Annotated in this window: 24 protein-coding genes; 19 read left to right on the forward strand and 5 right to left on the reverse strand. The window is 69.3% G+C overall.

All coding sequences use genetic code 11. The features are described 5' to 3' along the window. Nucleotides 1–109 precede the first annotated feature (109 nt). From ABD385_RS39920 to ABD385_RS39955, 8 genes are all read left to right on the forward strand, one after another. A complete protein-coding gene (locus ABD385_RS39920) occupies nucleotides 110–886 on the forward strand; it encodes a helix-turn-helix domain-containing protein (RefSeq protein ID WP_344585065.1) in 777 nt (258 codons plus the stop codon). After that, complete coding sequence (locus tag ABD385_RS39925; RefSeq protein WP_344585027.1) at nucleotides 883–2,106, forward strand: M20 family metallopeptidase; 1,224 nt, start codon at nucleotides 883–885, stop codon at nucleotides 2,104–2,106. Before ABD385_RS39920 ends, ABD385_RS39925 begins: the two co-directional genes overlap by 4 nt. A 141-nt stretch (nucleotides 2,107–2,247) precedes the next feature. Next, nucleotides 2,248–2,406, forward strand: a complete 159-nt coding sequence (locus tag ABD385_RS39930; RefSeq protein WP_344585029.1) for a hypothetical protein — start codon at nucleotides 2,248–2,250, stop codon at nucleotides 2,404–2,406. Nucleotides 2,407–2,475: 69 nt separating this feature from the next. Beyond that, nucleotides 2,476–2,610, forward strand: coding sequence for a hypothetical protein (locus tag ABD385_RS39935; protein WP_344585031.1), 135 nt, complete (start codon nucleotides 2,476–2,478; stop codon nucleotides 2,608–2,610). A gap of 79 nt (nucleotides 2,611–2,689) precedes the next feature. After that, nucleotides 2,690–4,423 (forward strand): asparagine synthase-related protein, encoded by a 1,734-nt coding sequence (locus ABD385_RS39940; protein ID WP_344585067.1) that lies wholly within the window; start codon nucleotides 2,690–2,692, stop codon nucleotides 4,421–4,423. Continuing rightward, nucleotides 4,417–4,722, forward strand: coding sequence for a hypothetical protein (locus ABD385_RS39945; RefSeq protein ID WP_344585033.1), 306 nt, complete (start codon nucleotides 4,417–4,419; stop codon nucleotides 4,720–4,722). The genes ABD385_RS39940 and ABD385_RS39945 overlap by 7 nt, the downstream gene beginning before the upstream one ends. Beyond that, nucleotides 4,719–5,162, forward strand: coding sequence for a lasso peptide biosynthesis B2 protein (locus ABD385_RS39950; RefSeq protein WP_344585035.1), 444 nt, complete (start codon nucleotides 4,719–4,721; stop codon nucleotides 5,160–5,162). The genes ABD385_RS39945 and ABD385_RS39950 overlap by 4 nt, the downstream gene beginning before the upstream one ends. A gap of 298 nt (nucleotides 5,163–5,460) precedes the next feature. Beyond that, nucleotides 5,461–7,335: an ABC transporter ATP-binding protein gene (locus tag ABD385_RS39955; protein WP_344585069.1), complete on the forward strand. Its 1,875-nt coding sequence runs from the start codon at nucleotides 5,461–5,463 to the stop codon at nucleotides 7,333–7,335. Between the two features lie 110 nt (nucleotides 7,336–7,445). Here the strand turns inward: ABD385_RS39955 and ABD385_RS41540 are convergent. The 3 genes from ABD385_RS41540 to ABD385_RS39975 all read right to left on the reverse strand — a co-directional run bounded on the left by ABD385_RS41540 (nucleotide 7,446) and on the right by ABD385_RS39975 (nucleotide 10,048). After that, nucleotides 7,446–8,515, reverse strand: a protein-coding gene (locus ABD385_RS41540; RefSeq protein ID WP_425585589.1) for an IS630 family transposase whose coding sequence is annotated in 2 segments (ribosomal slippage) — nucleotides 7,446–8,029 and nucleotides 8,029–8,515 — 1,071 coding nt in all. Because the reading frame shifts where the segments join, the coding sequence is not laid out codon by codon here. A gap of 499 nt (nucleotides 8,516–9,014) precedes the next feature. Next, nucleotides 9,015–9,179, reverse strand: a complete 165-nt coding sequence (locus ABD385_RS39970) for a hypothetical protein (protein ID WP_344585041.1) — start codon at nucleotides 9,177–9,179, stop codon at nucleotides 9,015–9,017. Nucleotides 9,180–9,571: 392 nt separating this feature from the next. After that, nucleotides 9,572–10,048: a hypothetical protein gene (locus tag ABD385_RS39975; RefSeq protein ID WP_344585043.1), complete on the reverse strand. Its 477-nt coding sequence runs from the start codon at nucleotides 10,046–10,048 to the stop codon at nucleotides 9,572–9,574. 123 nt (nucleotides 10,049–10,171) lie between these two features. Here ABD385_RS39975 and ABD385_RS39980 point away from each other — a divergent pair, with 123 nt between their 5' ends. Both ABD385_RS39980 and ABD385_RS39985 read left to right on the forward strand, forming a co-directional pair. Further along, a complete protein-coding gene (locus ABD385_RS39980; RefSeq protein ID WP_344585045.1) occupies nucleotides 10,172–11,017 on the forward strand; it encodes a helix-turn-helix domain-containing protein in 846 nt (281 codons plus the stop codon). Beyond that, nucleotides 11,014–11,220, forward strand: coding sequence for a DUF397 domain-containing protein (locus ABD385_RS39985; protein WP_344585047.1), 207 nt, complete (start codon nucleotides 11,014–11,016; stop codon nucleotides 11,218–11,220). The genes ABD385_RS39980 and ABD385_RS39985 overlap by 4 nt, the downstream gene beginning before the upstream one ends. A 119-nt stretch (nucleotides 11,221–11,339) precedes the next feature. Here the strand turns inward: ABD385_RS39985 and ABD385_RS39990 are convergent, their stop codons facing one another. Then, entirely contained in the window at nucleotides 11,340–11,666 is a 327-nt protein-coding gene (locus tag ABD385_RS39990; protein WP_344585049.1) for a hypothetical protein, read from the reverse strand. A gap of 35 nt (nucleotides 11,667–11,701) precedes the next feature. On the opposite strand from ABD385_RS39990, the gene ABD385_RS39995 reads away from it, so the two are divergent. Beyond that, complete coding sequence (locus ABD385_RS39995) at nucleotides 11,702–13,816, forward strand: AfsR/SARP family transcriptional regulator (protein ID WP_344585051.1); 2,115 nt, start codon at nucleotides 11,702–11,704, stop codon at nucleotides 13,814–13,816. A gap of 368 nt (nucleotides 13,817–14,184) precedes the next feature. On the opposite strand, the gene ABD385_RS40000 is transcribed toward ABD385_RS39995, so the two are convergent. Next, nucleotides 14,185–14,520 (reverse strand): ArsR/SmtB family transcription factor, encoded by a 336-nt coding sequence (locus ABD385_RS40000; RefSeq protein WP_344585052.1) that lies wholly within the window; start codon nucleotides 14,518–14,520, stop codon nucleotides 14,185–14,187. A 171-nt stretch (nucleotides 14,521–14,691) separates the two neighbouring features. Here ABD385_RS40000 and ABD385_RS40005 point away from each other — a divergent pair, with 171 nt between their 5' ends. The 8 genes from ABD385_RS40005 (at nucleotide 14,692) to ABD385_RS40040 (ending at nucleotide 19,040) form a co-directional block, all read left to right on the forward strand. After that, nucleotides 14,692–15,834 carry an FAD-dependent monooxygenase gene (locus tag ABD385_RS40005; RefSeq protein ID WP_344585054.1) on the forward strand — a complete coding sequence of 381 codons (1,143 nt, stop codon included), beginning with the start codon at nucleotides 14,692–14,694 and terminating at the stop codon, nucleotides 15,832–15,834. 257 nt (nucleotides 15,835–16,091) lie between these two features. Continuing rightward, on the forward strand, nucleotides 16,092–16,286 hold the full coding sequence (locus ABD385_RS40010) for a hypothetical protein (RefSeq protein WP_344585071.1): 195 nt from the start codon (nucleotides 16,092–16,094) through the stop codon (nucleotides 16,284–16,286). Between the two features lie 239 nt (nucleotides 16,287–16,525). Continuing rightward, nucleotides 16,526–16,726 carry a hypothetical protein gene (locus ABD385_RS40015; RefSeq protein ID WP_344585056.1) on the forward strand — a complete coding sequence of 67 codons (201 nt, stop codon included), beginning with the start codon at nucleotides 16,526–16,528 and terminating at the stop codon, nucleotides 16,724–16,726. 5 nt (nucleotides 16,727–16,731) lie between these two features. Further along, a complete protein-coding gene (locus ABD385_RS40020; RefSeq protein ID WP_344585058.1) occupies nucleotides 16,732–17,268 on the forward strand; it encodes a DUF6879 family protein in 537 nt (178 codons plus the stop codon). After that, the gene (locus ABD385_RS40025) at nucleotides 17,265–18,107 is read left to right on the forward strand and encodes a helix-turn-helix domain-containing protein (protein ID WP_344585059.1); all 843 of its coding nucleotides are present in this window, start codon (nucleotides 17,265–17,267) and stop codon (nucleotides 18,105–18,107) included. Before ABD385_RS40020 ends, ABD385_RS40025 begins: the two co-directional genes overlap by 4 nt. An 84-nt stretch (nucleotides 18,108–18,191) precedes the next feature. Then, a complete protein-coding gene (locus ABD385_RS40030) occupies nucleotides 18,192–18,638 on the forward strand; it encodes a hypothetical protein (protein ID WP_344585060.1) in 447 nt (148 codons plus the stop codon). 7 nt (nucleotides 18,639–18,645) lie between these two features. Next, entirely contained in the window at nucleotides 18,646–18,888 is a 243-nt protein-coding gene (locus ABD385_RS40035) for a hypothetical protein (RefSeq protein ID WP_344585061.1), read from the forward strand. After that, complete coding sequence (locus tag ABD385_RS40040; RefSeq protein ID WP_344585063.1) at nucleotides 18,885–19,040, forward strand: hypothetical protein; 156 nt, start codon at nucleotides 18,885–18,887, stop codon at nucleotides 19,038–19,040. Before ABD385_RS40035 ends, ABD385_RS40040 begins: the two co-directional genes overlap by 4 nt. Nucleotides 19,041–19,163 lie beyond the last annotated feature (123 nt).

The following is a 19,163-nucleotide window of genomic DNA, read 5'->3' on the forward strand; positions in this document are numbered from 1 at the left end:
GCTCGATCAGCAACCACAGTTCATCCGACACGATCCACGGCCGTGCCTGTCTCTTCCCCACGACCAGACCAACGAGCGGACAAGCCAACAGTCACATGATCAACCACTTCTGTTAGGACCTCTAAGGCGGGCACGGGTTGCGCAGGGGCTTACACAGGAGCAGGCGTGTGATCAGCTCAATCGGATCACGGGTGGGGGGACTTCCCCGACGCTGCTGAGCGCGTGGGAGACGGGCCGTAAACGGACGGGTCCACGGAACCGTAAAGCGCTGAGCAAGTTGTACGAGATTCCCATTGTGGTGCTGTTCGCGCACCAGGACGATGACAAGGCAACGACGCCACTGGAGGTTGCGGGAACCGACAACATCACCAAGGTGATCACGCGGTATGACGACCTGCTGCGTGCCATGATCCAGGTCGTCACGGGGGCACGACGCCAACTCGTCGTGACGGGATCGCGTTCGCGTGAACCCGGCTACCTCAGGGCGGTCGAGGACACCCTGAGCTGCTTCCCCGACCTGGTGCACTACCGCGTCCTCTACGGACCGCCGCGGCACCGCGCGCTGGCCGACCATCTGCACCGCCTCATGGAGATTCGCAGTCCGGCCGAGCGTCGGAACGGCGTGAAGACGCTGCAAGTGGGGCTGGTGGAGTCGCGCACGGTGCTCGAACGGCACTTCGTCGCTTCGGAGTCCGCCGCGGTGATCCCGCTACCGAGTTTCCATGGCCGGGATGGATTCGACTGCGGTGTGATGCTCGGCCCGGAGGCTGCCTGCGGGCTGGTGCAGCATGGCCGAGAGGCATGCGCGGCGGCACGCCCGCTGGAGTCGATATCTGAAGTGCGCCGGCTGCCCGTAGGCGCCGGCCCGGACCTAGGAGAAGCGTGAACGAGGACCACGTGGTGGCTGCTGCTCGTCGCCGAGTCGAGTCGGTGGTGCGGCTGGCTCAAGATCTCGTGCGGCTGCCCAGCCGCGGGGGACTCGACAGCTACGAGCCTGTACTGGACTGCGCGGAGTCATGGCTGGAAGAGCGGGCCCTGCCGTACCGGCGGCTGTACGACTCCGACAAGGGATCCGTGGGGCTGCTGGTGGAGGTCGCCGGAGGACGACCGGGCCGGCAGTGGGCGGTCGACGCCTGCCTGGACACCGCCCCCTACGGCGACGAAGACGCCTGGACCTTCGCCCCCACAGCCGGCGACGTAGTGGACGGGTGGCTGCGAGGAAGAGGAGCAGCCGACAGCAAGCTTGCGGCCGCCATGTTCCTCCACATCGCCGAAGACCTCCACCGCGACGTCGCCCGGCTGACCGGAGGTGTGAGCGTCCTGCTGGACGTCGACGAACACACCGGCGCATTCGGCGGCGCACGCGCCTACCTGACGGACACCGATACCCAACGGCCTTCCGGAGTCATGATCGGGTACCCGGGCTACGACGAAGTCGTCGTGGGGGGCCGCGGGCTGTGGCGAGCAACGGTGACCGTGCACGCCCCGGCCGGGCACTCAGGCTCTAGCAGGCACGTCACTGGGGCGATCTCCCGAGCCGCCCGCCTCGTCGCACTCCTCGACGAAGCCCAACTCCCAGCTGCCGACGGCCGCTTCCCGCTGCCGGCGAAGGTCACCGTTACGGCGATCTCCGGTGGCTCGGGCTTCTCAGTGACGCCAGATCGCGTTGACCTGAACGTCGACGCGCGCCTGACTCCGGCCTTCGCCGGCGACGCAGCCGCTGCCCTGGTGCACGAGGCGGCGCGGCGCGTGGATGCCGAGATGCCGGGGCCAGCGCCGACCGCGGTGACGGAGGTGGCGTGCTGGCCGCCCTTCCGGCTCGCCCCGACGGACGAACCGGCCGCGGCGGTGCTGCGGGCGGCGCGAGGGCTGGGCGTCGAGTTGGAGACGAAGACGGCCGGGCCGTCCAACATCGGGAACCTGCTGGCGTCCCACGGAGTGCCCGCCACCGCGGGCTTCGGCGTTCCGTACGAGGGCCTGCACGGCATCGACGAGCGAGCACGACTGGCCGAACTACCGCAGGTGTACGCCACCTACCACCGAGCTCTGCTCGACCTGCTGAAGGCGGGCACCTCCGCCCGCACCGAAGTGTCAGTTTTGGACTAGGCGCGGTCGAGAAACGCACCACCGGATTCACAGTTCCGCGCCTTCTGGCTGGGGATCGTTGGCGATGTGATGGGGGTGTCGAAAGGCCGCTCCCGAACACACAGGGAGCGGTCATCACACCAATCGATCTGGGAGTTCACGATGATTAACATCGACCTGCCCTCCGTCGCTGTGGAGCCCGAGCCCACCGAGACCACGCCGGTCTTGGCGCCGCTGTCCGTCGCCGCGCCCGTCGTGGAGGCCACCCGCGGCCGTCAGGTCTTCAACGACTCGGACAAGTCGAACTACTTCGAGGGCTGATCGTCGGGGGCGCGGGCCTGAGCTCGCGCCCCACCGGCGCCCGCCGCTTTCGAAGGAGACAGGACAAGCATGCTCGACGACGGTGACGAAGAGACCGTGGTGCGAAAGGTCCTGGAGCCTGTCATGCAGGCCCAGTCAGTCGTTACCGCCACTCAAGGCAAGGCCCTGGAACGGGATAACGACTGGGACCTCTACTTCTTGTGATCGGCTCTGTTTCGCGTGGCGCGGTGCCTTCGGGAGCCGCGCCACGGTGTTTTCGACCTGGAGGTGCAGCGTGCAGACGATGTGGGTCGCCGGCGGGCCCGGCCTGGGACTGAGCGAGGGGAAGCGCCTGCCCGGCTTCTACGACGCTGGATGTCACTCGGCCGCTACGACGCTGGCCGCGGGCGAGGGAGATCTCTCCCTGGCCGTGATCGGGCACTGCCCGATCGGTAAGACGGAGATCTGGTCAACAGGGCTCGAAGCAGTGCGTCGCCGCGACTGGTCAACACTGACCCGGTGGCCCGGCTCCTACTGGGTGCTCGCGTGCGATAGCCGGCGCCAGTTCATCGCCGGTGACCTGGCAGGGCTGCGTAGCCTGTTCTACGCCTGCGGGCCGCGTGGACTGATCTGGTCCTCTCGTGCAGGTCAGATCGCCAAGACGCTGGGCGCCGGGCCGGACTTGGCCCTGCTCACGGCACACGTGGTCGTCGGCGGAGAGCACTGGCCCACCCGCTCGGTGTACGAAGGGATCCACCAAGTCCCCGCTGGCCACGGCCTGCTGGTCACCGACGGGTGCCCCGCCCTCCTCGATGTGGCCGCCATCGCCCCACCCCGCACACTGGATGACGGCGCTCAAGCCGTCGGCGAAGCCCTGACCCAGGCCATCCACGACTACGTGGCCCCGCACGACACCGTGAGCGCAGACCTTTCTGGTGGCCTGGACTCCTCCACGGTGGTCATCACCACCGCTCAACGCCGCCCGGTGCGCACAGTGACCTACGCCGACAAGCTGGCCTGTGCCGAAGACGTGCAGGTAGCCCGGCGCGTCGCGGAGTTCACCGGCGCTGAGCATCACGTCTGCCGGGGCGGCCCGCTCACCTACCACTTCTCCCACCCAGCCCCCGCAGCTACCGACGCGCCCACGCTGGCCACGGCGAACGCGGGCATGGACGCCGCCTACCTGGCGCCGGTGGCCGGCATGCCGCTGCACCTGACGGGCCACGGCGGCGACGTGGTGCTGGAGTCCTCCCACGCTGCGGTGTGCGACCTGATCGCGCAAGGCCACCGGCGCGAAGCCAAGCGGGAGGTCGTCGGGTGGGCGCGCTTGCGCGACACCGCCCCGGGGCCGCTGTGGAAGGAGGTCCGAGAGACCGCCGCAATGGGGCGTGGTGAGGCGCTTCAGCGCGCGGCTGCTCTGCTGGCCACAGGGGCGACGTCGCCGGCGGCGAAGCTGTGGTCGTGGTGTCGGCTGAACGCCTCGACTGGTTGGCTCACGCTGGAGGGCCGCCGCACGGTCGCCGACCTGCTCACCACCTCCGCGCACGAGAACCCCACCGTTCCAGCCGGCTGGTGGGACGACTGGGCATCCCTGGCCTACACCGGCGCTGTCGCGCGCAACGAAGAACCGCTCCTGGCGGCGTTGGACGTGCGCGCAGTCCACCCCTTCCTCGACAACACCGTCGTCCGGGCCTGCCTGGCTGTCTCCCCTGCCGAACGCCGCCGCTTGGGGCAGTACAAACCCTTGCTGGCCGCTGCTCGCCCGGACCTGCCGGGGTGGTTGACCGGGCGCCGGTCCAAGGGTTCGTTCACCCCGATCATGCTGTCCGGGCTGCGGACCAACAAAGCGGCTCTCCAACGGCTCGTCGCGAAGAGCCCTCTGGTGCACGCCGGCCTGGTGGACGCAGCAGCGGTATCCGCGTCCTTGGCCGCTGCCGCTTTCGGCAACCCGGGAACCCCGCTGGCAGCCCTCCACACCTTCCTGACCACCTGCATCTGGCTTGACCAGCACCAGCACGCTCAGGAGATCGCATGCTGACCCCACCTCGCATACACGCAGCCGACATTGGTCACGGCACCACGGCCGTTCTCGTCGTGCGCACCAGCACCTGGGTCTGGCTGGACGAGACGTCCGTCCGCATCTGGCAGGCCGCGCTGACGAGCAGCCTGCCCGAGCTGGAAGAGGAGTTCGTAGCCGAGGGCTACCACCGCGAGCAGGTCCACGAGGCAGTGCAGCGCAACGTGCGTGACCTGACGGACTACCGGCTCCTGGAGACCGCGTTGCCCGCCTGGCGTGCGCGCCTCGGCCGGCGGCCGCGCCGGAAGGTGGTCGCATGACGAGGATGGCCCCGCGCGACGACGGGGCTCCACTGCGGCCGCTTCCCGTTCGTGCTGCGGCGCTCCTGGCGCTACTGGTGGCCGCTCCCGCGTGCCGGCTACCGCTGGGCTGGCTGCTGGCCGCCGTCACGACGCTGCGCTGGTTCCCCGCTGCCTCGGACCGCTTCGTTGCCGCGGTCGACGGTGCCGTGCGCGCCGCCCGGCCGGCATGGTGGTCGGGTCGGCTCGCTTGCATGGAGGTGTCGCTGGCCACCATCCTCGTCGTCGCGGCGTGTGGCCGCCGGGCCCACTGGGTACACGGCTCGCGGCCTTTGCCCAACGAAGCGCACGCCTGGGTGCAGACCGCCACCGGCACCACCTTCGGACTTGAGGACGACGACCCAGTACGCCCGTGGGTCATCGTCCGCGCTACACCGGACCTGGCCGCCGCGAACCGGTGACGCCGAAGTAGCGGCCCCGGCCCCGGCGCACTCGACCGCCGGGGGCGGCAGCGGCCCGAGCCTCCCCGCGCTCTCCCGCTCCGCCCCGGCGCACCCCGAAGAGTGAATCGCGCTATCACGACATTGACGGCCAGTGGGCGTGAACAGCCGGAACTCGCCCGAGAATCGGTATTCCAGTTGAGCGGACACCCGTGGCCCACCACCAATGGGTCAGGTGACCTCCAGCACCTCTTCAGCAGTGTCGCCTGTCCCTGTCCCTGTCCCTGTCCCTGCCCCGGCGCCTGGGCCACCGCCCGTGATGCGCCTGAAGGACGACGCGCACGCCGGCACCAACGCCCGCATCAACACCCGTGCCATCGCGGGCCGATTGCCCTCGACGATCCGCCGCGCCTGGCTGTTGAGCTGGCGCGCCGACTGCCGAACTCTCCTCGCCCTCGTGGCCTGCACGCTGGCCTGTGCCGTCTTGACGGCCCTCGCCCTCCGCTCGACATCCACCCTCCTGACAGCGCTACTTGCCTCCGGCACCGCTGCCCATCGCCTACACCAAGCCCTGCCCAGCCTGCTTGTGGTCACCACCACGGCGTGCGGCAGCTACCTTGCCGACGCCAGTGCCCGCCTCGCCGCCGCTCGCCTGGCACCCCGAGTACGACGAGAAGCCGACCTTGCCGTCATCACCACCTCCGTAGACGCAGAACTCGGCGCCTATGAAGACGCCGGCTTCGAAGACGGTCGCTTCGCCGCGACCAAGGGCGCCGAGAAGATGCCCGAGCTGATCAATGGCGCCCAGACCCTGGTCTCCGCAGCCGCACAGCTCCTCGCCGCTGTGACAGTCGTCGCCACCCTCCACGCCGCTCTGCTACCGCTGCTGGTCCTGGCCGTCGTACCGCGCGTCTGGGGAGCCGTACGCGCTGCTCGACTCGACCACGAAGCAGCCCACCGAAGCCTCGGCGACACCCGACTGAGGAGCGTCCTAGCCCAGTACACCACTGACCGAGGCACCGCCGCCGAGCTGCGCTCCGGCACGATGGGACGCTTCCTCCTGGAGCAGTACCGCATCATCTCCGCACGCCTCGAAGCCGAGCAGCTCACTGCCGCGCGCCGCGCCGCACTTACTCAAGGCTCTGGCGACCTTCTCGCCACTCTCGCCCTTGCCGCTGTGTGGGCTGGCATCCTCTACCTCACCCTCACCGGCAGCATGGTCGTCGCCACAGCCGCCACCACTGTCCTGGTGGTGCGCACCGTCAACGCCTCGCTCACCAGTGGTGTGCGGGCCTCGGCCCGCCTGTTCGCCACCAGCCTCTACGTCACCGACTGGGCGACGTTCCTCGACGGCGCGGGGGAGTGGACCATGCGCCGCGGAACCACACCCGCACTGGCCGCCGGACCCACCGTGATCCGGACCCGCGAACTCGCCTACACCTACCCTGGGCAGGAGACCGCGGCCGTCGAAGGCGCCAACCTTGAAATCCGACGCGGCGAGGTCATCGCCCTCGTCGGCGAGAACGGGTCCGGCAAAACAACCCTGGCCCGCCTCCTGACCGGGTTGTATCTGCCCACGGCCGGCGAGATCACCTGGGACGACATCAACATCACCGACCTTGACCCGGAGACGGTCTGGCGGGCCACCGCGATGGTGCCCCAGGACTACACGCGCTGGCCCCTTGCCGCCCGGGAGAACATCACCCTCGGCCAACCGCTGCCCGACGGAGACCAAGCAGTACACGCGGCAGCGGAGATGGCTGGCGCCGACGTCGTCCTGAAGAAGCTGCCCGACGGCCTCGACACCTCCCTGGCCCGCTCCTGGTGGGGCGGCCACGACCTTTCCGGCGGCCAGTGGCAGCGGATCGCCATCGCCCGTGCCTTCCACCGCGACGCCCCCGTCCTGGTCCTGGACGAACCCACCGCCGCGCTCGACGCCCGAGGTGAGCACCAGGTCTTCAGCCGCCTGGCCCGACTTGCCGCGGGACGAACCACCTTGTTCGTCACGCACCGTCTCGCCAACACCCGCCTCGCGGACCGCATCCTCGTGCTCAAGGATGGGCGCATCATCGAGAACGGGTCGTTCGTGGAACTGCTGGCCGCTGACGGGCTCTTCGCCGAGCTCTACCGTCTGCAAGAAGGCGGCCCGGAAGGGGACCCCGTCCACGGTGCCGCAGTACCCGCGAGCGCGTGACGGCCAGGCGAGCAGCATCGCCTCGAACGTCGAGTGGGGAGGAGGCTGAAGCTTCCTCCCCACTCGACGCCCTTGAGTGGCACTACTGAGGTTTTCGGTTCGGGGTGACGTCATGGTGGGGCTGGGATCAGTCCGGTCTCGGCGATGAATCCGTCGAGCAGTCCGGGGTGGTATTGCATCCGTTTCATGCGTGTGCGGGCCAGTGCGGCGAGTTCATCGATGCTGCACGGAGCCAGGTTGCTCAGGCTGTTCTTCAGGTGGGCCCACACGCCCTCGGCGGGGTTCAGGTCGGGTGTGTACGAAGGGAAACGGAAGACAGTCAGCCAGCTCCGGGCTGCGATCAGTTCGCGCATCGCGGCGTCGACATGATGGGTGTAGTTGTCCCACACCAGCACGACGGGCCCGCCGAGCTGCTGGTGAACCGTGTCCAGCAGGCGGGCGAAATCCCTCTCCCGGAACCCTTTCCGTTCGCCCTTGCGGCCGTGGTGCACCAACATCCGGAAGATGAGCCGGGTGCGGTGACCTGGTCTGCGACACACCAGACCGGCAAGGGAGATACGTCCCGAGCCGGCGGCTCGGACGGTGATGCGGGGCGTGTGGCCGCGTCGGGACCAGGTCCGTGCTTTCGGCGGCCGGAGCACCTGGCCCGACTCGTCGGCGAAGCACAGCCACGCGTCCTGGTCCCTCACCGTCTTTCCACGCGGGGCCAGGTCTCCTTGAGCCAAGTGGCCACCGCATCCTGGTCGCGCTCGACGGCACGGCGGAGTGGGACCTGCACCGTCCATCCCATCTGGTGCAGGATGCGCCAGGTCTGGGCGGTGCTGAAGCGGACATGGAAACGCCGTGCGATCACGGTGGCCACCCGGGCCAGTGTCCAGCGTTGGTCTTCCACCCAACCGTGGGCGGCCGGCCCTCTCTCCAGCTCGGCCGCCAGCCAGTCCCACCAGTGGGGCTGCATCCGCGAAGGCCGCCCGGAGGGACCCTTTGATCGCATAGCCTGCGCACCGCCGTCCCGCCAGCGCGCGTGCCAGGCATACGCCGACTTCCGGGAGACTCTCAGACGCCGCGCGACGTGCGGCGGCGCCACCCCTTGCGTGAATAACTCGACGGCTTCGAAGCGCACTTGCTCCCTTTGAGACCGCTGCTTCGCGGTCAGACCGCCCCCATCGGGATACCGCATGACACTGGGATACACCCACCACCGAGATCACCGTCACCCCGAACCGATAACCACAGTAGCCGGCGAACGGCGTCGTCCTCGCCTGGTGTGGGACCTCCCGGCGGGCCGGGGCGGGGGCGTTGGCCCGCCGGGAGGTAGGGGAGGGGCAGCCGCTACCCGTGCGGCTGGGCGTCGCGTGGATGACCAGGCAGCGACGCCACTCGCGCCCCGCCGCCCCGGACGGAGTCGATGGGGGGGGGCGAGCCCCGGAGGCCAACCCCTCAGGCGCCGGGGGCTGGCCAGTCTGTGAGCAGTTCCCGGCGGGTCGGGGCGCGTCACTGCGCGACCGGGAGGTCTGGGATGGGGCCGGCCGCCGCGGTGTTCGCCACGGCGGCCGGGGCTACGTCGACCTGACCAGGGCGGACGGAGCCACTCGCGCTACGCGCCTCCCCGTGCGCACCGGCGAGCCCCGGCGGTCAACCTGCGTAGGATCCCGCAGGCGACCGGTCTGAGGGCGCCTTTATCGGCGGATCGAGAGGTACACGGTGACCAGCCACCCGAACACCGGCCCGGTCACCAGGATGACCACCGCAGCGAGCCAAGGGGGGATTCCCTGCCGGTCGACGGCCTGGGCGGGGTGGCGCAGCGCCCACCGCAGACGCGGGAAATGTACGTGGTGCGGCATTGCTTCTCCTAGGCTTTCTCAAAGGGGCGGTCCGATCACGGTTGTTGCGACTTGGTGGTCACAGTGCGCGACGGGAGCTGCCAACACATCCGGATCGGCGGCCCGGCGAGCGACCCACATCCATTGGTCGCCTGATTTCGTGGTCAGGCGGTGGAGGAAGAACCCTTGAGCTCGCAGGTCTCGCAGGGCGACACCCCCGGTGAACTGGTCGTCGAGCCACGTCTGCGCCCGCACTCGATCCTCGTCCGGCAGCTCGGCGGCGAGCCGCCGTACGTCTTCGCGTATCCAGGTGACGGCTCGGCCGGGGTGCGCGACGAGGCGGTCTCGGCCGACTGCGCAGCAGCTGTCGGCTCGAAGGGAGGCCCTATAGCAGCGATACTGCGAAGGACAGTTCACGGTTTCTCACCGGGCCAGTGCGTCAACCTGCAAACCAACTCGTACAGCACACCGGGGTCGACGTGCTCCCGATCAGCGGTCGGTCGCGACTCCCACCGCATGGGCGCTGTCGGGCAGTTTCGCAGTGCGGGAACTGCCACATACGCACGCCACCGAGTACCGTGGGCGAGCACCCCGGGTGGCCACTGAAACTTCTCCGACGTCCCCGCGGGAACGATGAAGTAGGTGTCCTGGACTGACGACTTCTGCCGGACCAGGATGGGCCCGGCGATCCCTTCGGCCGCTCTTACCAGCTCCTCAGAGACCTCTGCACCCCTGTCGCCGGAGATGCGGACCACGTCGAACTCGATGCCAGTTCCGTACGACCGGTGCCCGGTCTCAGGAACCCACGGCGGCCGGAAGGCCAACTCAGTCGCCGGCGCCAACTCGGTCTCTGGCGCCAGCTCTTCGGAAGACCGCGATTCGCTGGGCATGCAAAGAGCATCACCGGATCGCGATAGCGTTCGCACCGTCCACGACCGTCCAAACCCCGCCTTGATGGGTGGAGTTGGTTCGATGAACGGTCATGGACAGTCACGAAAGGCAGGCGCTGAGCCATGCGAGAAGACGACAACACCGCCAGTGACAGCGGGCTGGATGATGACGTCCCTCTAACCCGTCGGGTCTTGGCGCGCCAGCAGGTCAGGCTGCGGAAATTTCGCGGTCTCACCCAGGAGGAGCTGGCCGAACGCGCGAAGTACAGCGTCACCCAGGTCCGCGGAATCGAGAAGGGCAGGCGGAAGGCCACCAGCAGTTACGTCGAGGCGATCGACGCGGCACTTCAGGCCGATGGCATGTTCATCGCGGTCGCCCAGGACCTGATCGACGAGTCGAAATTCCCGGAGTGGTTCGAGGAATACGCCCAGACGGAAAAGACGGCTCGCCGGTTGTACAGCTACTCCACCCACGCCATCGACGGGCTTCTGCAAACGAAGGAGCATGCTCACGCGGTGACGAGCACGTACGTCCCGACACTCGACGATGAACGAGTGGAGGAACTGGTGACCGCTCGCCTTGAACGGCAAGCTCTGCTGACGAGGAAGCCACAGCCCACCCTCGGCTTCGTGCTGGAGCAAGTCGTACTCGAACGCCCCATCGGAGGGCGGGAGGTTCATCGACGACAGCTCGAACACCTGGTTCGATGCGCAGAGATGCGCAACGTCTCGATACAGGTCATCGAGACAGCCGTCGTCACCCACGTCGGCCTCGACGGCCCGATGACGCTGCTGGAGACGCCGGAAGGCCAAACCCTGGGCTACGTTGAAGTGCAGGGCGTGAGCGAGATCATCGCGGCGCCCGTATGGGTCGGAGATCTGGAGCAGCGGTATGGGATCATCCGATCGCAGGCACTAAGTCCTGAGAGGTCCCTCGACTTCATCAAGGAACTGGTAGGAGCACTATGACGACCGATACTGCCGCACTTGAACCTCTGGTGTGGCACAAGTCCAGCTACAGCGGCAACGCAGGCGGCCAGTGCGTCGAGGTCTCAAAGACCTGCGGCGTAGTCCATGTCCGTGACTCGAAGGACGCTGACGGCCCGAGGGTGACCGCCTCGGACGAGAGCTGGGCCAACTTCTTGAACTACGCAGCGAGGCAGCCAGCGTGACCTAGCTGTCGACCCCCAGCCAGATGAGTTGGCTGGGGGTCGACAACTGCACCAGAGTATCCGGGGCATGGACGAGACGCCGTCAAAAGCCTCGGATACGGGATCACACGACACGCCTACTATCGGTATCGGCGCTCCGGAACCATCGTGGCCGTCCTGAGGGCCATCTCCGTCTCGCCCTCGTCATCGGGCGCGTCCGGCGCCGGCGCTGCCGTGACCTGCTGGATCTGACGCTCGATCCCCTTCAGATTCTCCTGCAAGTCCACCGTGACGACCCCGTCGACGGTGATCCGTAGCGGGTCCGCCAGCAACCGAGCACGCTGCTCTCCCTCCCCCAGCACCTCCACCGCGACAGCCCTCACCGACCCCAGTCGCAGACACCTCCGATCCAACACCGCGCCGTCCACGTCCGGGCCGAGCGGGGCGAGCACCCACGACTGCTGCATCTCGTCGCCGCCGTCGCCTCGGCCGACGTATCCCCATGCCCACCGGCCGCGCCGCCGCGACCGAACAGGGGCTGCGCGCCGCCCAGCACCCCACCGGCCTGGACCTGCTGGACACCGCCCTGCGCTCCCTCGCCCTCAACCTCGCCGCAGCACAACGCGAACTGCCCGTCGTCGAGGCCGTCGTGCTGCACGACGCCAAGGTCGAGCTGCACCTCGCCGAGGACACCGCGCCCATGAAGCCGTTCGCCGCGGCCGCCGGCCGCAAGGACCTGTGGGTCTGCCCGGCCTCCAGCCCGGACCTCGCCGACGACGAGCACCTGAAGAACGCCGACGCCCCCTACCCAGCGCTCGTCTCGATCGGCTGGGACAACACCGGCCACCTGGTCCTGATCGACCTGGAACACGTCGGCATCCTGAACCTGACCGGCTCCGGCGACTTCGCCCGCCACGTCCTTCAAGCCCTCGCGGTCGAACTCGCCATCACCCCGCTGCCCAGCCACCTCGAAGTCACCGCCCTCACCCACACCGCCCCCGGGCTGGACACCGCCGCCCCCGAACGGGTCGCCCGCCTCGACGACCTCGCCGCCGCCACCGCGGAGTTGACCAGCCACACCGACGACCAGCGCCGCGCCCTGGCCGCCCTCGGCGCCGACAGCCTGCGTGCCGCACGGCTGATGGACGACGCCGCGGACGCCTGGACGCCCCACATCCTGCTGGTCGAATCCCTCCCTGAAGACGCCGACCACACCGCGTTCGTCGACGCCCTCACCGAAGAGCCCCGCGCGGCCAGCGCCGTGGTCACCGCCAGCGCAGCCGCCGACCTCCCCGAGGCGGCCTGGACCTTGGACTGCCAAGGCCCGGACCACACGATCGTCCTGCCCGGATCCGGCGTGCCGATCAAACTCCAAGGCCTGAGCGACGAGCACTACGCGGACGCCGTCGAGATCCTCACCGTCGCCTCCAGCGACGCAGACGTCCCCGCCCCAGCCTGGACCCACACGGACGACGCACTGGCCGACGAAGGCTCCGAGGCAGCGGACGAGGACGGCCTGCCCGCCGAGTACGCCGACGACGAGCCGAACGACACGTCAGAGGTCGAGGCGCCGCATGCCAGCGATGTGGACGCCGCTGGCCTGGCCACCGCGCTCGATCTGACCAAGCCTCAACCTCACGGCGACACCGCTCCGCAGAGCACAGCTGGCCCCTCGCTCGCCGACATCCTGAACGACTCGGGCCCTGAACCGATGCGCGGGGGCGCGGCCGGCCCCACGGACGACGCGCTGCCAGAGACCACGCCCTGCAGCCAAGAGAACGGGCCCGCGGTCCACGTCACGCTGCCCGCGCCAACCGCCGCCGCAGCACCGGAGCCAGCCACAGCCAGTGCCGACGGTGGGCCGACCGTCTCGCTGCTCGGCCCCATCAGCGTCGAAGGCGCCGGCGGCCGGATCGACTCCAGCCGCCGCAACGCCGCCGTCGAACTCGTCGCCTTCCTCGCCCTCAACCCCGGCGTCGACCACCACGCGATCGACGACGCCCTGTGGCCAGGACGCCCCGTCGGCAAGGAACTGCGTAACCCCGTCATCTCCCGGACCCGCTCCTGGTTCGGCACGGACACCGACGGCAACTTCTACCTGCCCCGCGTCCAGGACACCGGAGACAGCCGCTACCGCCTCGGCCCCGCCGTCACCAACGACTGGGCCCGCTTCCAAGACCTCGCCCGCACCGGACTGACCCGCCACGACGAAGATGGCGACCTCGCCCTGCGCCGCGCCCTCGCCCTGGTCCGCGGCCGCCCCTTCACTGGCATCGACCCCCAGCGCTACGCCTGGGCCGAACCGATCATCCAGGAGATGGTCTCCGCGATCGTCGACGTCGCCTACGAACTCGCTGAACGCCGGCGGGAAGCCGGCGACGTCTCCAGCGCCTTGTGGGCGGCGCGCCGCGGCCTCCTCGCGGCCGAGGAGAGCGAGATCCTGCACCGCCAGGTCTTCCTCGCCCACCACACCGCCGGGGACATCGAGGCGCTACGGGATGCCGCTGCCCATCTCGCCCGCATCAACGAGCAGCTGCTCGGCGGCGTTGACATGGAGGCCGAGACGGTCGCGCTCCTTCGCAACCTGCTGCCTCGCCCCGTCACTCGGGCCCGCTGAAAAGCGCAGAGCGGAGGTGGACAGATCGACCCCGGCTGGGTAGACGAGCATGCGGAAGCTCCTGGCGGGATGGCTTGGACTCGACACGCACCCGTCTACCAGGAGCTTCTCTACGCCCGAACCCCGCCCTCACCCCAGTGGCCCCGCTCCGCACGCAGGTTGAGGAAACCTCAGTGGGTGGTGGCGTGAGGGAGCGCGCGCGGAAGTGCTCGGCGCCGATCACGAGCGCGGGACGGTGGTCGAAGCGACACCGATCCCCTTCGTGCCCGCGTCGTGCCCGGCTACCTGCGAGCCGGGCACGAGCTGGATTCGGTCGAGCTCGCGGCTCAGGGCCGAATCGGACTCCCCTCCGGTGTGCTCAGCTGTGCTCAGCGAGGGGCGGTATCGGCCGGGGGCCCTGCTCCCAGGAGCGCGAGGAGCCCGGGGAATCTCTTCTCGATGTCCGCGCGTCGTAGTCGGATGCCCTTGCGGTTGCCGTAGTCGATCTCGTCAATGAGACCTGCCTCGCGCAGGACCCGGAAGTGGTGGGTCTGGGTCTGCTTCGAGATCGGAAGATCGAACGAGTTGCAGCCTCGCTCGCTGTCGCTGCGGTCGGTGGCCAACTCCGTCATCACCGAACGACGGTGCTCGTCGGCGAGGGCACGAAACACCGCACCCAGATCGAGCGCATCGGCCTCCGGGCCGACCAGGTTCCTCCCGGCCACGCGGCACCTCCTTCAAGTACGACTTGAATCGTACCTGAAGGGTGTGCTCCACTGAGGTACCAAATTTTTCGTACCTTGGTCTGGTTGCGCTGCCCCGTGCCGCCGCGCCCCGAGACCCGGCCCCGGCACTCGCCGAGGACCTGGTCATCGACACTCCGAGAGGTCATCGTCATGAAGAAGCCCGAGGTGCTGATAGTCGGTGCCGGAATCGCAGGGCCCGCACTCGCGTACTGGCTCTCCCAGAATGGATACCGGCCGACGGTCGTCGAACATGCCCGGCAGCTGCGCTCCGGTGGTAGCGCGATCGTCGTGAAGGGGCCCGCGATCCCTGTCGCCGAGCGCATGGGCATCCTCCCGCAGCTCCGCGGGCTCGCCACCCGTAATCGGTCGCTGACCCTGCTCGACCCCGGCGGCAGGCGAATCCTGCAACTCCCGCTCACCTCGGACAAGGCGCCGACGGTCGAAGTGACCCGAGCCGACCTGTCCGAGGTGCTCCACCGGTCGGCGCAGACCCAGGCCGAGTTCTTGTTCGACGACACGGTCACCGCTCTCGACCAGGATGAAGGCGGGGTCGACGTCACCTTCCGGCGGTCCGCGCCACGGCGCTTCGACTTGGTAGTCGGTGCCGACGGGATGCACTCCACCGTACGGCGCCTGGTATTCGGGCCCGAGCGGCAGTTCGCGAGTGACCTGGGCCTGTACGGCGCGACCGTCCCGCTGGAACCCGACGCCATCGAGGACCCGACCGAGATGACGATGCTGACCGTGCCGAACCGGATGCTGGTCCTCCACCCCTCGCGGACCACCCCGCTCGCGATCTTCACCTTCCGGGCCGCGCAGCCGGCGCCCCACGACCGCAAGAACATCGCCCTTCACAAGCAGACCGTGGCCGACGCCTACGCCGACGTGCGGTGGCGGGCACCGGAACTCGTGGCAGCCTTCCTCGACCACCCGGCTCCGTTCTTCGACCCCCTGACCACCGTCCGGATGCCCTCGTGGTCCCGCGGACGGGTCGTACTGCTCGGGGACGCGGCGGCGGCGACAGCCCTGCTGGGCGACGGGTCCAGCATGGCGATGGCGGGCGCGTACGCCCTCGCGGAAGAGCTCACCGCCCATCCCGGTGATCACGCCCGCGCCTTCGCCGCCTACGAGTCACGGCTCCGCCGTGAGGTAGGCCCGCGGCAGCGACGCGTCGGTCTGCTCTCCCGGCTCATGGTGCCCCGCACCCGGCCGGGCCTCGCGGTGCGCAACGCGGTGGGCCGCGCGGTCGGTCGCACGAACCGGATCGCCTCTCGCGAAGCCGCGAACCGGTAGACCGGGTGCGCACCGGCCGGTCACCGGTCGGTGCGCAGCTCCGCGGTAGCTCTCAGCCGGGTCGGCGCCGCCATGTCCGACGAGCCCGGCTCGGAGTGGCAGGTCATCGCCGATGCGGCAGGTCGACTGCTGTGAGCCTCACCCACCGTTCCCGGCGCTCGCCACGACATGGGGACTGCCGGTGACTACGCCCCCGCGACGCGGAGGTGAAGTACTGGGCGGACAAGGCGTATCAAGGCGGCGACGGCATCATCCCGGTGCCCTTCCGCAGCCTGCGTCTCAAGCTGCGGCAACGTCGGCATAACAGCACCCACGCCAGGATCCGCTGCCTCGGCGAGCAAGCCATGGCCGCCCTGAAGGGCTGGTGCCTCCCGCGGAAACTCCGCTGTAGCACCAACCGGGTCACCGCCATCGTGAAGCCCATCCCCGCCCTTCGTCACGCCTCAACCTGAGGTTGGAAAAAGCTCACTGACAGGTGGACCTACGCCGCCTCGGCACACTCCACGACCGCCGAGCGCGGCCGACCCGCCTTCTGCACCGAGCAGCAGGAGGCACGTGTCCACGGCAGGGCATTGCGCGCAATCGTCCGCGGCAGCACCAGCCCTGCAATATTCCGCAATCAGCGTGCGTGCCTGTGACGTCCGCAGGATCCTGATGCTCTGGCTTGGCTCGGCGAAGGAAGGACCGGCACATGCAGCTGCGTTTCCTCGGCACCACGTCTGACGACGGGGATTGCCCGACCCTGTACCGGACGGAGACCGGCGACATCGTCGTCCAGGGCGATCGCCTCACCGACCCCGAGGCGCTGGCGCAGCTGCGGGACGTCAAGGCGAGCGAGACGTTCGTCGTCGTCCCGCGGGAGCTGCTGACGCGCTTCGCCCCCAGGACGTGAGCCGAGTGCCGGAACTTCGCCCGTTCGCCGAGGTCACGCACCTGTTTGAGACCTTCGCGCACACGGCCTGGCGCCTGGAAGTCCAGCGCGGCTACGCGAGCGATCGCACGAGCGTGAAGCGGCAGCGCTACCTGCGCGGCGAGCGACTCGGCTTCGACCCGGAGCATCCCTGGCACGCCAACGTCCGCCGGCAGACCGAGGCCGGCAAGCGGTTCGAGCGGGTGCGGATCGTCGATGACCCGCCCACCGAGGACCAGCGGTTCCTGCTGGCGAGCGGCTTGGGCAACGTCGAGGCGGGGGAGGACATCCGCAACCTCTACCGCGGCGAGGCTCAACACCACGGTCTGCCGGACTTCGACTTCTGGCTGTTCGACTCCCGCGTCCTGGTCCGCTTCCACCACGACACCGACGGCGCCACGCTGGGCGTGGAGGTCACCGAGGAGCCCGCCGCGGTCCTGAAGGGTTGCCAAGTGCGGGAGGTGGCCTGGCATCACGCGATCCGCACTGCGGAGTTTCAGAGCCGGGTACGTTCACCCATGTGAGCACCGATTTCCAGACCGGCCGCGTCTGCCTGGGTGCGCGGCTGCGTGAGCTGCGCACCGAGGCTGGGCTGAACGGCAAGGAGATGGCCGCGCGGCTGGGTTGGCAGCCGTCGAAGATCTCCCGGCTGGAGAACGGCAAGCAGACGCCGTCGCGGACGGACCTGGCCAGCTGGGCGAAGGCCGTGGGAGAGCCGCAGGCCGCCGCGGAGTTGCAGGGGCGGCTGCAGGGGCTGGAGACGCAGTACCGGACCTGGCGCCGGCAGCTGGCCAACGGCCACCGCTCCCGCCAGGAACTGGCCGTCGCCGAGACCGCGCGTACCCGCGCCATCCGCGGGGTGGAAGTCGCCCGGATCCCGGGGCTGTTCCAGACCGCCGACTACGCCCGGCACCTGTTCACCGCCAACGCCGCCTTCCGCAACACCCCACGCGACACCGAGCCCGCCGTCCGGGCCCGCATGCAACGCCAAGAGGCCTTGTACGAGGCGGGGCGGTCCTTCCGCTTCGTGGTGTGGGAGGCCGCCTTGTACGCGCAGGTCTGCCCGCCGGAGGTGATGGCCGCACAGTTGGACCGGCTGTGCGGCCTGATCGGCATGGACACCGTCGAACTCGCCATCGTCCCGTTCTCCGCACCGCTGCAGCGCACCCCGGCGCACGGGTTTTGGATCTACGACGAGCGGCTGGTGACCGTCGAGACGATCAACGCCGAGCTCTGGCTCGACGACGCCGACAGCGTCGGCCTCTACACCCGCGCCTGGACCTGGCTGCACGAGTCCGCAGTCCACGGGCACCCAGCCCAACGCCTCATCACCCGCGCACGCGCCCACCTCAACCTCACCTGAGCAATCGCCAGCAACGCCCCAACTGCTCCCGCAATCCGACGCAATCACCCCGCTGACCAGCGCACCCACCCCTACGGTCAGCGCATGACCACCTCGGATCCCCCGGCGGACCTCCGCGTGGCACCCGGCGACGCATGGCTGCTCTCGCACAGCCCGGCCCCGGCCGAAGCCCGCCGGCTGTGGAGCCACGACCGCTTCGCCCCGCTACCGGCGACCGCCTGGTGCGTCGCCGAAGGCCGGTGCCTGCGCTCCCTGGAGGCCATCCGCCCCCTCCAGTGCGCGGGACTGCTGGGCCCCGTCCTGGTGGACCCCGCCGCCGACGCGGCCTGGTGGCTGCTCGCCGCCGGCGCGGAAGAGCACCTCGCCGACATACCCATCCTGACCCCGCTGAGCCGACCCGCCACGGAGAACCATGACGAAGCCGACACCACCGGACACCGCCACCAGCGACGTGCTCCAGGCGGAACCCCTTCAGCCCGCTCCCCACCCGTTCCGGCGATCCGCGGCCGCACCACCGGTCCAGAACCTTGAAGCACACGTGCGTCGACTGCTCGCCAAAATCTCCGACCTCGCTCTCGCCGCTCCTCGCCACACCACCCACCGCCAGGTCGCCGACATCGTCCAACGCGAAGCTCGACGCCGCCTCGCCGCCCACCCGCAACACCCCGCCGCCCTACCGCGCCACATCGAGCGCCTGTCGCGCACCGTGGCAGCCCTTCAACGCACCCGGGCCACACTGCGCGCCGCCGCCCGCCACGACGCCCCCAGGAGGACCACGTGACCGCCCCGGGCACCTCCGGCCAAGACCACAGCACGCCGCGCACCGGACGCCACACCACGCACGACGACCTCCGCACAGCCGCCCCCCTCGACGTCGCCACGATCCAAGGCACCATCAGCGAAGTCCTCCACCGCCCCCTCGCCTCCGTCTAGTGGCTCGTCACGCTGCCTTGGCGGGGTAATGAGTCCATGTTCGGATCGTTGAGTCTGGGGCGAAGTTTGTCTTCGGTTTCGCGTGAGTGTTGCGCCAGCGGACGTAGGCTCCGATGGCGGCGT

The organism is Streptomyces lunalinharesii, assembly GCF_039532155.1.
In the GTDB taxonomy this organism is placed as follows: Bacteria; Actinomycetota; Actinomycetes; order Streptomycetales; family Streptomycetaceae; genus Streptomyces; species Streptomyces lunalinharesii.